Annotated in this window: 12 protein-coding genes; 3 read left to right on the top strand and 9 right to left on the bottom strand. The window is 73.4% G+C overall.

The window, feature by feature from the left end:
* Nucleotides 1–58: 58 nt before the first annotated feature.
* Both CLV70_RS27865 and CLV70_RS27860 read right to left on the bottom strand, forming a co-directional pair.
* On the bottom strand, nucleotides 59–1102 hold the full coding sequence (locus tag CLV70_RS27865) for a S1 family peptidase (protein WP_106129574.1): 1044 nt from the start codon (nucleotides 1100–1102) through the stop codon (nucleotides 59–61).
* A gap of 196 nt (nucleotides 1103–1298) precedes the next feature.
* Nucleotides 1299–2561 carry an FAD/NAD(P)-binding protein gene (locus CLV70_RS27860; protein ID WP_106129573.1) on the bottom strand — a complete coding sequence of 421 codons (1263 nt, stop codon included), beginning with the start codon at nucleotides 2559–2561 and terminating at the stop codon, nucleotides 1299–1301.
* Between the two features lie 91 nt (nucleotides 2562–2652).
* Between CLV70_RS27860 and CLV70_RS27855 the strand changes: the two genes are divergently transcribed.
* Nucleotides 2653–3534, top strand: coding sequence for a hypothetical protein (locus tag CLV70_RS27855; RefSeq protein ID WP_106129572.1), 882 nt, complete (start codon nucleotides 2653–2655; stop codon nucleotides 3532–3534).
* Between the two features lie 39 nt (nucleotides 3535–3573).
* Here the strand turns inward: CLV70_RS27855 and CLV70_RS27850 are convergent, their stop codons facing one another.
* The 7 genes from CLV70_RS27850 to CLV70_RS27820 form a co-directional block, all read right to left on the bottom strand.
* A complete protein-coding gene (locus tag CLV70_RS27850; RefSeq protein WP_106129571.1) occupies nucleotides 3574–4143 on the bottom strand; it encodes a winged helix-turn-helix domain-containing protein in 570 nt (189 codons plus the stop codon).
* Between the two features lie 400 nt (nucleotides 4144–4543).
* On the bottom strand, nucleotides 4544–5641 hold the full coding sequence (locus CLV70_RS27845) for an LLM class flavin-dependent oxidoreductase (protein ID WP_106129570.1): 1098 nt from the start codon (nucleotides 5639–5641) through the stop codon (nucleotides 4544–4546).
* Between the two features lies 1 nt (nucleotide 5642).
* Complete coding sequence (locus CLV70_RS27840) at nucleotides 5643–6062, bottom strand: cupin domain-containing protein (protein WP_106129569.1); 420 nt, start codon at nucleotides 6060–6062, stop codon at nucleotides 5643–5645.
* On the bottom strand, nucleotides 6059–8251 hold the full coding sequence (locus tag CLV70_RS27835) for a molybdopterin-dependent oxidoreductase (RefSeq protein WP_106129568.1): 2193 nt from the start codon (nucleotides 8249–8251) through the stop codon (nucleotides 6059–6061). Before CLV70_RS27835 ends, CLV70_RS27840 begins: the two co-directional genes overlap by 4 nt.
* Complete coding sequence (locus CLV70_RS27830; protein ID WP_106129567.1) at nucleotides 8248–8958, bottom strand: ABC transporter ATP-binding protein; 711 nt, start codon at nucleotides 8956–8958, stop codon at nucleotides 8248–8250. The genes CLV70_RS27835 and CLV70_RS27830 overlap by 4 nt, the downstream gene beginning before the upstream one ends.
* The gene (locus tag CLV70_RS27825; protein ID WP_106129566.1) at nucleotides 8955–9914 is read right to left on the bottom strand and encodes an ABC transporter substrate-binding protein; all 960 of its coding nucleotides are present in this window, start codon (nucleotides 9912–9914) and stop codon (nucleotides 8955–8957) included. The genes CLV70_RS27830 and CLV70_RS27825 overlap by 4 nt, the downstream gene beginning before the upstream one ends.
* Nucleotides 9911–10762, bottom strand: a complete 852-nt coding sequence (locus CLV70_RS27820) for an ABC transporter permease subunit (RefSeq protein ID WP_106129565.1) — start codon at nucleotides 10760–10762, stop codon at nucleotides 9911–9913. The genes CLV70_RS27825 and CLV70_RS27820 overlap by 4 nt, the downstream gene beginning before the upstream one ends.
* A gap of 111 nt (nucleotides 10763–10873) precedes the next feature.
* On the opposite strand from CLV70_RS27820, the gene CLV70_RS27815 reads away from it, so the two are divergent.
* Both CLV70_RS27815 and CLV70_RS27810 read left to right on the top strand, forming a co-directional pair.
* Nucleotides 10874–12013 carry an acyl-CoA dehydrogenase family protein gene (locus CLV70_RS27815; RefSeq protein WP_106129564.1) on the top strand — a complete coding sequence of 380 codons (1140 nt, stop codon included), beginning with the start codon at nucleotides 10874–10876 and terminating at the stop codon, nucleotides 12011–12013.
* Entirely contained in the window at nucleotides 12013–13113 is a 1101-nt protein-coding gene (locus tag CLV70_RS27810) for an LLM class flavin-dependent oxidoreductase (protein ID WP_106129563.1), read from the top strand. The genes CLV70_RS27815 and CLV70_RS27810 overlap by 1 nt, the downstream gene beginning before the upstream one ends.
* Nucleotides 13114–13120: the final 7 nt, after the last annotated feature.

Here is a 13120-nt window from a genome sequence, read left to right as displayed (position 1 = left end):
CGATGGCAGGCGGGAAGGCCCCGGCGCGGGCCGGGGCCTTCCTGTGGTGGTGGAGGGCTCAGTAGACGCTGACGCCGTAGGCGTTCAGCGCCTCGGTCACCGGCTGGAAGTAGGTCACGCCGCCGGAGGAGCAGTTGCCGCTGCCGCCCGAGGTCAGGCCCAGCGCGGTGCTGCCCGAGTACAGCGGGCCGCCGGAGTCGCCCGGCTCGGCGCAGACGGTGGTGCGGATCATGCCCGACACCGAGCCCTGCGGGTAGTTCACCGTGGTGTTGAGCGCGGTGACCCGGCCGGAGCGGGTGCCGGTGGTGCTGCCCCGGCGGTAGACGGTGGAGTTGACGGCCGGGGTGCCCGCGCCGGTGATGTCCTGCGAACCCACGCCGCCGGTCTTGGTGATCGAGGTGTTGGTGTACCGCACGATGCCGTAGTCGTTGCCGGGGAAGCTCGAGCCGGCCCGGGTGCCCAGCGTGGTGGAGCCGTTCGACCAGCTCGAACCGGCGTTCGTGCAGTGGCCGGCGGTCAGGAAGTAGTCGGTGCTGCCGCTGCGGACGTTGAAGCCGAGCGAGCACCGGGAGCCGCCGGTGTAGATGGCGTCGCCGCCGGAGATCGTGGTGCTCAGCGTGCCCGGCACCGATTCGAGGCGGGCCCGGTCGCCGAGCTTGGCCACGATCGCCTTGACCGCGGCGAGCCTGGCGCCGGTGACCGTGCTGTCCGCGGTGACCAGGATCTGGTTGCTCACCGGGTCGAGCCCGAACGAGGTGCCGGGCGTCTTGAGGGAGGCCTTGAGCGCCGAGTCGGCGGCGGCCAGGGCCGCGCCGCTGCGCTCGACGTAGCGGGGGGTGGCACCGGCGGCGGTCACGGCCTGCGCGGTGGCCGCGTCGGTCACGTTGACGACCAGCTTGCCGGCCTCGTCGACGTACGAACCGGCGGCCCTGTCACCCAGCCGGGTGTCGAGGCTGGTGGCGAGGGCGGAGGGGGCGAACGAGGGGTCGGCGGCGGGGGCGGCCGGGGCGGCGGACGCGGGTGACGCGAACACGCTGCCGGCGAGCAGGGCGGCGGCGAGGCCGACGATCGGTCGGCCGAGCTTGGAGCCGGGGTTACGCACGGAGGTCCTCCAGGGGGATGGGGAGGTACGCCGGGGGGCGTACCGGGGGGCGTGCCACCCGAAGTATTGAGAAGATTCAATATCGACTCAATACTCCCCGATCGCTGCGGTGCGTCACCTAGATAGCCGTCAAATCGCTCCTGACCTGGGGAAATTCCCCTTGCATATCATCGGGTTATCACTCAATCGGGATGTCTCACGCGGCGATCGGCACCGGGCGGGCCTGGAGGTCGGCGGCGAGGCGGCGCGCCTGCGCGCGAATCTCGGGCACCGCGGTCGTCTCCCACTGGGCACCCCGGCGCAGCGGCCCGATCACCCACAGCCGCTCGTGCGCCCGCCCGTCCGCCGCGACGACCCGCCCCGACGGGTCGATGTCCAGGCCGAGCCCGTGCGGGCCGACCCGGGCCAGCCCCGCGTCGAGCAGCCCGCCGACGAGCGGTCCCGCCGAACCGGGCAGCCGGCCCGGCCCCGCGCAGTTGACCACGGCGGCGTAGTCCGCCAGCCCCGGCCAGGCAGCCACGCCACCCCGGCGGATCTCCAGCAGACCGGCCTCGCGCAGCGCGACCACCCGGGCGGCGACCTCGGGCGCCATCCGGTGCCGGTGGCACTCCCAGGCGCGGGCCAGGTGCCGCAGGAACGCGTCCTGCTCGCCGGGGGTCAGGGCGGTCCAGAGCTTGTCCAGGTACGGCCGCATCCCGTCCACCACCGGCCGCCAGTCCCCCGCCTCGCCCGCGGCGGAACGCACCGCCCGGACCACGTCCCGCAACGTGGCGCAGTCGTCGAGCGCCGGGGCGGCGGGCGGCGCGGCCTCCGCGGTGTGGGTCAGCGGCAGCAGCCCGCGCCGGCTGACCGCGACCACCGGGGCCGTACGGCGACCGTCGGCGGTGAGGGTGAGGGCGACGTCGACGGCGGTCAGGCCGGTGCCGACGAGGAGCACGGGCCGGTCGGCGGGGAGCCCGTCCAGCACGCCGGGTGCCCACGGATCGTCGAGGTAGCGCGGGTGTTCCAGCCGCTGGCGGGCGGCGGAGGGGCCCCCGGTGGCCAGGACGACGTGGTCGGCGTGCACGGCCGTACCGTCGTCGAGGACCACCGTGCCGCCCTCCGCGCCCGGCACGATGCGGGTCGCCCGCGCGCGGCGCACGCCGGTCCGGCCCGGGTTCGCGGCGACCGCCTCGTCCAGCACCGTACGCAGGTAGCGGCCGTACTCGCGGCGCGGGCGGAACTCCGCGGGCGCCGCACCGGACCAGCGGACGAAGTGGCCGGGGTCGTCCGGATCGGCGCTCATCGCCCCGGCCCGCGAGTTCAGCACGTGCCAGGGCCGCGCGCCACCGTACGCGATCCCCCCGCCGAGCTCGCCGGGTTCGACGATGACGACCTCATCATCACTACATCGCAACAATTCCCGCGTCACCAGAACGCCGGAGCACCCGCCCCCGACCACCGCCACCGTGCGCCGCATGGCACCCCCTCATCTCCTACAAACACGATAGGCATAACAGGCTTGGAGAGCCAGGACCCGCACCGGTACGCGGGAAGGTATCTTCGGGGGCATGCAGAGGGTGACCCGGCGTTCCGCGCTCTGGCAGGCGGATCTCGACGCCGGCGTGTGCCCGGCCCCGGAGGAATGCGTGGAGGCGCTCCGCGTCCGCGAGCACGTCCCCCTCGTGCTGGAGCACCGCGAGCACGGCCTCACCCCCGTGCGCCTCGAGTTCGAGAGCACGCTGCGGCAGGACGTGGAGTGGCAGTTCGGCGGCATCGGGTGGCCGCCCGACCTGCGCCCGGGCGTCCTGGTCACGGTCGTGTGGCAGGCCGCCCGGGACGAGATCGTCGTGCGCACCGCGCCCCTGGACGAGCCGATGCGGGTGGACGGCGTCGACTACTTCCACGAGTACGACCCCAGGGTCGTCACCCGCGAGTTCGACGCCGGCGGGTCCAACCGGGCGAAGGTGCTGCACGCCGTCCGCAAGGCCGGCCGCATCTTCGAGGACGGCAGCGCGGTCCTGCCCGAGCCGGAACTCGCCGGCCACTGCGGCCTCGGCCGCGGCGCCCGCGGCGCGTTCCTCCTGCGCAACGCCGTCGACCAGCTCATCCGCGAGGGCTACCTCACGCGGGTGGACGGCAGCGTGGACAGCGCCGGCTACCCGTCCTACCCGGCGGTCGACGGCCAGAAGCCCGCGGAGATGCTCTTCTACGCCCCGCTGGTCGAGCCGGCGCCGTATCCGGGCGAGGAGGACGACGACGAGGACGGCCCCGACGGCGCGGACCGGCGCGAGCACTGGGTCCACGGCTTCGTCCGCCGGTTGCCGCCGGGCGCCCAGCCTTCGGAGCGCCAGGTCTCGCTGCACGAGCGGGCGATCGAGACCGAAGAGGTGACGGAGGGCCCGCTCGCGCCGGGCTACACCTTCGTCCGCAAGCACCACCGGCACGGCTGACCCACCGGCGCGGCGGGCCGGCCGCGCCGGGGCGAACTGTCAGGACTCGTTGATCGTGATGGTGGCCTCCTCGGCGAGGCGGTAGCCGACCCCGTAGACCGTGGTCACGATGTCCGGGTCGCCGAGCTTGGTGCGCAGCCGGCTCACGTGCACGTCGACCGTGCGGACCGTCGTGTGGGTGTGACCCCAGACGTGACCGAGCAGCTGGCTGCGGCTGAAGACCTGGCGCGGGTTGCGGGCCAGGAAGACCAGCAGCTCGTACTCGAGCCGGCTCAGGTCCAGGCTGCGGCCGTTCAGGGTGGCGCTGCGCGGGCGCACGTCGAGGCGCAGGCCCGCGGGGGCGTCCGCCGCGCGGGCCGCCGGAAGGTGCCGGGGCGCCTCCAGCGCCACGTCGGCGGCGGGGCCGGCGGCCTCGACCAGGTCGCGCAGCGCGGCCAGCACGCGGTCGCTCTCCTCCGAGCCGGGCGCCCCGAGCGTGATCGTGACCGTCACCGAGGTAGCCGGGCCCGCGACCGGTCGTAACCGGTTGACGCGGGGGCGGCCGGCCGGGCCGCGGCGGACGGGAGCGCTGCGGCTCAGGGACAGGTCGGCGACGGCGAGAACGGACATGTGGGCCTCCGGAGGGTGTCACCGCGGCCGGATCTCGGCGGCGGATGAACAATAGTTCTCCCATGTGCGGGATAGGTTTATAGGCGCATCGATGCGCGCGGGTTCACGCGAAAGAAGGAACGGCACCCGCCACCGGGGCGGCGGGCGGCCCGGTGGCCGCCCGGCTCCGGTCACTGCCGCCGGGGATCAACCCGCCGGGACGACCGTCAAGCGCAACACCGGGCACTCGCACACCGGAGGAGATCGATGGCGAGGCGGGACGTCAGTCGTACGTCGCGCAACCGCATGCCTCCGATCCTTCTCGGCGGGTCCACCCGGGTCAAAACAAATCCATTATGCGGGAGCATTTTCCACCAGAATTAAATGCGGCGAAAGGGTGACGACGCCCACAGATATTCATTCACGCGGCCGTCACCAACTCCGCCGCGTCGCGCCGGGCGATCTCCGCGCGGACCGCCGGGATCAGCTCCCGGCCGTAGTCGATCGCGTCGTCGAGCGGGTCGTAGCCCCGGATCAGGAACGTGGTGACGCCCAGGTCGTGATAGTCCAGCAGGGCCTGGGCGACGGTGTCCGGCGTGCCGACGAGGGCGGTGGAATTGCCCGCCGCGCCGCTGGCCTTCGCGGTGGCCGTCCACAGTGCCCGGTCGTGGCGGTCGCCGGCGGCTGCGGCGGCGAGCAGTCGCTGGGAGCCGACGTTGGCCGGGTCGTCACGGTCGCGGTTGCGGAAGAACCGGGGCGCGGTGACCGAGCCGATGCGGCCCAGAATGGCCTCGGCACGCTGCCACGCGAGCTCCTCGGTCGGCCCCAGGATCGGCCGGAACGACACCGAGAACCGCGGGGCCGGGCGGCCGGCGTCCGCGGCGGCCGAGCGTACGGCGGCGATCTGCTCCGCGATCTGGGCGAGCGGCTCGCCCCAGAACATGTACACGTCGGCGTGCTTGACCCCGGTGGCGTACGCGGCGGCCGAGGAACCGGAGAAGTAGAGCGGGATCGTGCCGCCGACCGGCCGGACCTGCGACACGAAGTCCTCGAAGCGGTAGAAGCGCCCGTCGAACGAGAACGGGGTGTCCGCGGTCCAGGCCCGGCGCAGCACGGTGAGGTACTCGTCGGTGCGGGCGTACCGCTCGTCCTTGGTGAGGTAGTCGCCGTCGCGGCGCTGCTCCACGTCGTGCCCGCCGGTGATGATGTTGAGGGTGACCCGGCCGCCGGTGAACTGGTCGAGGGTCGCGAAGGTCCGCGCGGCGAGCGTCGGCGCCACGAAGCCCGGGCGGTGGGCCACCAGGTACGTAAGCGTGGAGGTGTGCGCGGCCGCGTACGCCGCCACCTGCGCCCCGTCCGGGTACGCCGAGCTGTAGCCGAGCAGCACCTGATCGAACCCGGCGTCCTCGTGCGCGCGGGCGATCCGGGCCGTGTAGCGCGGATCGATCAGCGGGGTGGTCGCCGGGCTGCTCTCCGAGCCGTCCTGGGTGGCGATGAGGCCGATGAAGTCGACGGGCATGTCAGTCCTTCCGAAGCGAGGGCAGGTTGACGACGATGGCCTCCTGCGTGGTACGGGCGATGACGACGACGGCCTCGTGCTCCGGGTCGGGGTTCTCCTCGCGGTGCGGCACCCACGGCGGCACGAAGACGTAGTCGCCCGGCTCGGTCTCGATGCGCTTCTCCGCATCGGTCTCCGGGTCGTGGAAGACGAACACGGGATTGCCGCGTACGACGTAGATCGCGGTCTCGGACTCCCCGTGGTGATGGTTGTCGCTGGCGGTGGCCGCCGACACGTGGGTCTCCCCCATCCACAGGTCCCTGCTGCCCACGGTCCTGCCGCTGATCGCCTCGACCCGGGTCATGCCCGTGGTCTGCGCGGTGTCGCCGGAGAGGCCGGGCGGCGCGATGTGGTGCAGCCGCTGGTGGAAGTCGTCGGTCACGTGGTCTCCAGGGGTGGTTCGTAGGCGAGGACGGGTGGCACCGGCCCGGCATGCCGGGAGATCTCGACCCGGGCCAGCTGCCCGGTGCACCCCTGCGCCAGGCGGGACGTGCCGGCGTCTCGGGTCAGGACGTTCGGATTTCCGTGTACGCAGGAAGCGACGCCCGGCGCCGACGGGTCGAACCACGCGCCGGTGGACAGCTGCGCGACGCCCGGCATGCACGCGTCGGTGAGGCTCACGCCGGCGAGCAGGCTGCCGATGTCGTTGTGCACGCGGACCACGTCCCCGTCGGCGATGCCCCGCACCGCGGCGTCGGCCGGGTTCATCCGCAGCGGCTCGCGCCCGCGGATCTTCGACGCCGACGACACGGCACCCATGTCCAGCTGGGAGTGCAGGCGAGTGGCCGGCTGATTGCACACGAGCACGATCGGCGCGGGCTCCGGCGGGAAGTAGGTGGGCGAGCCGGGGCAGTCCGCGTACCCGAATCCGGCGACCGTCGCCGAGTGCAGCTCGATCCGGCCGCTCGGGGTGTCCAGCGGGCGGCCGGCGCGGAACCCGGCGAAGAGCACCGCGTCCTCGCGGCGGCCGGGCAGTGGCACCTCGCCGCGCGCCCGGAACTCGTCGTAGCCGGGCAGGCCGTGCGGCACCCGCCAGCCCTCGTAGAGGTGGCGCAGCCAATCCGCGGCGGTGCGGCCCTCGGTGAAGGCCTCGCGGTAGCCCAGCCGGCCGGCCAGATCGGCGAAGATGTCGTACTCGTCGCGGGCCTCGGCGTACGGGGTGTCGGCGGCCCGCATGGCGACGAGGTGGGTGTCGCCGCGGCCCACCCCGAGGTCGTCGCGTTCGAGGGTGGTGGTCACCGGCAGCACCACGTCGGCGTGCCGGGCCGTCGCCGTCCAGTACGGCTCGTGCACCACCACCGTGCGGGGCCGCCGGAACGCGCGGCGCAGCCGGTTCAGGTCCTGGTGGTGGTGGAACGGGTTGCCGCCGGCCCAGTAGACGAGCTCGATGTCCGGGAACGTGTGCCGGGCACCGTCGTAGTCGAATTCCTCCCCCGGGCGCAGCAGCAGGTCGGCGACGAGCGCGCACGGGACGAAGTCCGCGACCGGGTTGCGCACCTGTGGGAAGGCCGGCAGCCCGTACGGGACGGAACCGCCGCCGACGTCGCCCATCGAGCCGTACCCGTGCCCGAATCCCCCGCCCGGCAACCCGATCTGGCCGAGCGCGGCAGCGAGGGCGAGCCCCGCCCAGAGCGGCTGCTCGCCGTGCGGCGCGCGTTGCAGCGACCAGCTCACGGTGACGAGCGTGCGTCCCGCGGCCATCCGGTACGCCAGGTCCACGATGGACCCGGCGGGCAGCCCGCTCTCCCCGGCCGCCCACTCGGGCGTCCTGTCTCGCACGCCGGCGAGGAGGCGGTCGCCGCCGACGGTGTGCCGCCGCAGGAAGTCGAGGTCGGCCAGCCCTTCGGCCGCCAGCACGTGGATCAGGGCCAGCATCACCGCCACGTCGGTGCCGGGCCGGGTCGGCAGCCAGTCGCCGGCCAGCTCCGGCGACAGGTCGTCGCGCAGCGGCGAGACGGAGGCCACGCGCAGCCCGCGGGCGGTGGCCCGGCGCAGATGGCCGCGGAAGTCGTGGGTCGCCCGGCCGCCCGGCGTCACGTACGTGTTGGCGGTCCGGATGCCGCCGAACGCCACGATCAGGTCGGTGTGCCGGGCGATCACGGGCCAGTCGGTGCCGGCCCGGATCACGTCGTGGGCACCGCGCGCGCCGACCAGGTGCGGGAAGGCGACGAGCGACGCGCCGAGGCTGTAGCTGTTGCGGGAGGCCGTGTAGCCGCCGCCGAGGGCGAGGAAGCGGTGCAGCTGGGACTGGGCGTGATGGAAGCGGCCGGCGCTGGCCCAGCCGTACGAGCCGCCGAAGATGGCGCTGCGGTCGCGCACCGAGGACAGCGACTCGGCGACCGCGTCCAGGGCGGTGTCCCAGCCGACCTCCTCGAAGGAGTCGTACCCGCGCCCCGCCCGCGCCCGGCGCAGCGCGGGACGGGTGACCCGCGAGCGGTGCCGGTGCGCGGCGGGAATGTTGCCGAGCAGCGGCGACGGGTCCGGGTCGCCGGGGCGGGGTTCGACCCGCAGGCCGGTTCCCGCGCCGGAGACCCGGAACGCTCCCCAGTGCGAGCTGCTGGTGACCGTCATTGCTCGACGACACCCAGCTCGGCGAGCAGTTCCGCGCGCAGGGTCACGAACGCCGCGTCGCCGCGCGTCCGGGCCGCGGCGGAGACCCGGTGATCGGCGGCGATCCGGCCCTCGCGCATGGTCAGCACCCGGTCGGCCAGCAGGATCGCCTCGTCGACGTCGTGGGTGACCAGCAGCACGGCCGGCCGGTGCCGCGCGATCAGGTTCCGGACCAGGCCGTGCATCCGGATCCGGGTCAGCGCGTCCAGCGCCGCGAACGGCTCGTCGAGCAGCAGCAGCTCCGGCTCGCGGACCAGGGCCCGGGCGAGCGCGACGCGCTGCGCCTCGCCGCCCGACAGCGTCACCGGCCACGCCTCGGCGTGGTCGCCGAGGCCGACCTCCTCGAGCGCGGACCGGGCGCGGGCCCGGGCGGTGCCGCGCGGCAGGTTGATCGCGACGTTGCGCCAGACCTTCCACCACGGCAGGAGCCGGTGCTCCTGGAAGACCACCGTGGACGACGGCGGGACGGTCAGGTCGCCGCCGTCGAGGGCGTCCAGGCCGGCCAGCGTACGCAGCAGCGTCGTCTTGCCGCAGCCACTCTTGCCGATCAGGGCGACGAACTCCCCGCGCCGGATCTCCAGGTCCAGCTCGTGCAGGACGGTGCGGTCGCCGTATCGGCGGGTGACGGACCGGGCCCGGACCGCGGGCGCCTCGACCGCGGTGGTCACAGCTTCACCGAGTGCTCGGCGATGTCGATCTTCCCGCTGAGCACCTTGCGCTCGCTGAGCCAGTCCGCGCCGGCCTGGAGCTGGGCGATGCCGTCGTCGTTCATGAGGCTCCAGGAGATCTGCACGTTCTGGGCGACGATCTTGTCGACCACGGCCTGCGGATACTTCGACACCTCGTTGCCGATCTTCTGCGCCTCCGCCTGGTGGGCGTTGGCCCAGTCCGCCTCCGCCTTGTACGCGGCGATCACCTTGCGGATCGTGTCCGCCTCCTTCCTCGCGTAGTCCTCGCGGACCAGGTACGTGGAGAAGTCGATCTGGCGGTCGAGCTCGTCGCCGTCGGTGAAGATGCGCTTGGCGCCGTACTGCACCTCGGCCAGCTCCATCGGGCCGGACCAGATGCCCCACGCGTCCACCTTGCCGCTGCCGAAGGCCGGGGCGGCGTCCGGCGGGTTGAGGTACGTGAACGTCACCGAGTCGCGCGGTACGCCGTACTTCTCCAGCGCCGCGACGAGCAGGAACTCCCCCAACCCGGCCTTGTTGACGGCGACGTTGCTCCCGGCCAGGTCCTTGACCGAGGTGATGCCCGACTGCGGCCGGACGATGATCGAGGAGAGCCGGGGCTTGGACGACGCCCAGGCCACGTACGTGAGCTTGTTGCCGGACAGCAGCGCCTGGTCGGCCGGGGTGGAACTGCCGCCGAAGCTGAAGTCGGCGGTGCCGGTGGCCACGGCTTGCAGGGTCGGCGCGTGGTTCGGGAACGGCCCCACCCATTCCACGTCGATGCCCTGGTCGTTGAGGGTCTTCTCGAACACGCCGCGGGTCTTGGGCACCGAGATCGCCCCGTACGTGAGCCGGACCTTCTTGCGCCCGCCGGCCTCCGCCGCGTTGCCGCCGCAGGCCGCGAGCACGGGTAGGGAGAGTGCTGCTCCCAGCATCGAGCGACGGGACAGGGTCACTGGGATCCTCCGTGGTAATTGGGGTGCCAGGCCAGGAGGCGACGCTCCAGGAACCGGGCGAACAGGTCGGTGGTCAGGCCGATGAGCGCGTACAGGACGATGACCAGGACGATCACGTCGGTCTGCAGGAACTCACGGGCGTTGGTGGCCATGAAGCCGATGCCGGCGGGCGCGCCCACCGTCTCGGCGATCACCAGGGCCAGCCAGGCGTTGGTCAGCGCGAGCCGGACGCCCAGCAGGACGGACGGCAGCGCGCCGGGCAGGATCACCGTGCGGACCAGCCGCAGCTTCGGCAGGCCGACGACCCGGCCCATCTCCAGCAGCTTGGGGTCGACCTGGCGGATGCCGAGCACGGTGTTGAGGTAGATCGGGAAGAGCGTGCCGAGCGCGACCAGGAAGTAGCGCCCGCTCTCGCCGACCCCGAACCAGACCATCACCAGCGGCAGGATGGCCAGGAACGGGATGGCCCGGACGATCTGGATGTTGCGGTCCACGATGGCCTCGCCCAGCCGGGAGAAGCCGGTGAGGGTGCCGAGCACCAGCCCCAGGCTGCCGCCGATGGCGAGGCCGATCGCGGCGCGTTTGAGGCTCTCCCACAGGTGGGTGGGCAGCTCGCCGGTCTCGGTCAGCCGCCACGCCGTCGTCCCGACGGAACTGGGCGCGGGCAGCACGTTCGGCGCGATCACCCCGGCCCGGGCGAGCAGTTCCCAGGCGACGAGCAGGAGTACCGGGACGGTCCAGGAGATCACCTTGTACGGCAGCCCTCGGCGGCGCGGGGCGACGAGGGCCGGTGCGCCGGGATCCGCCGCCGGAGGGCTGACCGCGGCGGCGATGGTGGGGGTGGACATGGCGCCGACTCTCGCCGATGCAAGTTCCGCATGTCAACCGTATCCCATAGGTCTACTAGGATATGGGATCGGCATTGACATCTTCCCAGCAAGAGGCGCACGGTAGGGCTCATGCCCACCCCTTCGGCGAACGCTGAAGCTCTGCCCAAGACCCAATTATCCCAACTGGTGGACGTGACCGCCGCCCTCGCGGCCCACGCCGAGGAACACGACCGCAGCGCCGAGCTGCCGGCCGCGGGCCTCGCCCTGGTGCACGACGCGGGCCTGCTCACGCTCACCGTCGGCACCGGCCACGGCGGCCCGGGCGGCACCCTCGCCGACACCGTCCGGGTGCTGACCGCCCTCGGCCGGGGCGACCCCTCGGTGGCCCTGATCAGCGCGATGACCCTGTTCGCCCACGCCGCCCAGGCTCGGACCGGCGGCTGGCCCGCGGACCTCTACGCCGGGGTGCTCGCCGAGTCCGCCACCCGGCCGACCCTTATCAACGCCCTGCGCGTCGAGCCCGACCTCGGCACGCCGGCCCGCGGCGGCCTGCCCGCCACCACCGCCCGGCGCACCGCGGACGGCTGGGAGCTCACCGGCCACAAGATCTTCTCCACCGGGGCCGTGGGGCTGCGGTGGATGCAGGTCTGGGCCCGCACCGACGAGGATCCCGTACGCGCCGGGGCGTTCCTCGTGCGTACCGACTCGCCCGGCATCACCGTCGAGCGCACCTGGGACCACCTCGGGCTGCGGGCCTCGCGCAGCGACGACGTGACGTTCGACCGGGTGCGCGTACCGGAAGGTGCGGTGCTCGGGCTCGACGGCCGGGACGGCGGCGACCTGCGGGCCTGGAACGCGCTCGGGATCGCCGCCATCTACCTCGGGGTCGCGTACGCCGCCCGCGACTGGCTCGCCGGCTACCTGCGGGAACGCGTACCCACCAACCTCGGCAAACCGCTGGCCTCGCTGCCCCGCTTCCAGAACGAGGTCGGCGCGATCGAGGCCGCCCTGGCCTCCGCGCAGGCGTTCCTCACCGCCACGGCGGAGACCGGCGGCGTCACGGCCGCCGACCTGGCCAAGACGGTCGTGACGAACGCCGCGATCGACGCGGTGCAGCGGGGCGTCGCGCTCATCGGCAACGCCGCGCTGTCCCGCCGCAACCCGCTCGAACGGCACCTGCGCGACGTGCTGTGCGGCCGGATCCACACCCCGCAGGACGACGTGGTCCTCGGCTCCGCAGGTCGTTCCGTCCTGGAAGGGACCCACTGATGACCGTTGAGTTCGTCGGCATGATCGGCACGCGGGACGTGTCCGAGACCCGCGCCCCGTCCGGGCCGAGCGTCGACCCGGCCTACGTGCGCCGGTTCGCCCGCGCCCACGAGGACGCCGGCTTCGACCGCATCCTGATCGGGTACGGCTCGTCCACCCCGGACGGCACGCAGGTGGCCGCGTACGCCGCCGCGCACACGTCGAGCCTCGGGCTGCTCATCGCGCACCGCCCCGGCTTCGTCGCACCGACCACGGCGGCCCGCACGTTCGCCACCCTCGACCAACTCTCCGGCGGGCGCGTGGCGGTGCACACCATCACCGGCGGCTCCGACGCCGAGCAGCGCCGCGACGGCGACCACCTCACCAAGGACGAGCGGTACGACCGCACCGAGGAATACCTGCGCATCCTGCGCCGGGCCTGGTCCTCGCCCGAGCCGTTCTCGCACGAGGGCCGGTTCTACCGGTTCGAGGACTACTCGCTGCTCGCCCGGCCGGCGCACCGGATCCCGCTGTACTTCGGCGGATCGTCCGCGGCGGCGTACCGGGTCGGCGGCGCGGTGGCGGACGTCTTCGCCCTCTGGGGCGAGCCGCTGAAGGAGACCGCCGAGCAGATCGCCGCCGTCCAGGCGTCCGCCGCGGCGGCGGGCCGCGGACCGCTCGGCATCAGCGTGTCCTTCCGGCCGATCCTGGCCGCCACCGACGAGCTGGCCTGGGAACGGGCCGGGCGGATCCTGGCCACCATCGAGGCCAGCGCGGGCGGCAAGGGCTCCTTCACCGGCGACAAGACCCGGGTCCTCGGCGGGCCACAGCCGGAGAACGTCGGCTCGCAGCGCCTGCTCGCCGCCGCGGCGAAGGGCGACCGCCACGACCGGGCACTGTGGACCGCCACCGCACGCGCCAGCGGCGCCCAGGGCAACTCCACCGCGCTCGTCGGCTCGCCGGAGACGGTGGCCCGCGCCCTGCTCGACTACGTCGACCTCGGCGTCACCACCATCCTCATCCGCGGCTACGACCCGGTCGACGACGCCGTGGACTACGGCCGCCACCTCCTCCCGCTCGTCAAGCGGGAACTGGCCCACCGCTCGCTCGTCTCCGCCTGAAGGGGAA

The organism is Pseudosporangium ferrugineum (assembly GCF_003002065.1).
Classification (GTDB): Bacteria; Actinomycetota; Actinomycetes; order Mycobacteriales; family Micromonosporaceae; genus Actinoplanes; species Actinoplanes ferrugineus_A.
The sequence above is the reverse complement of the archived record's forward strand: the minus strand, read 5'-3'. Positions and strand labels throughout refer to the sequence as shown.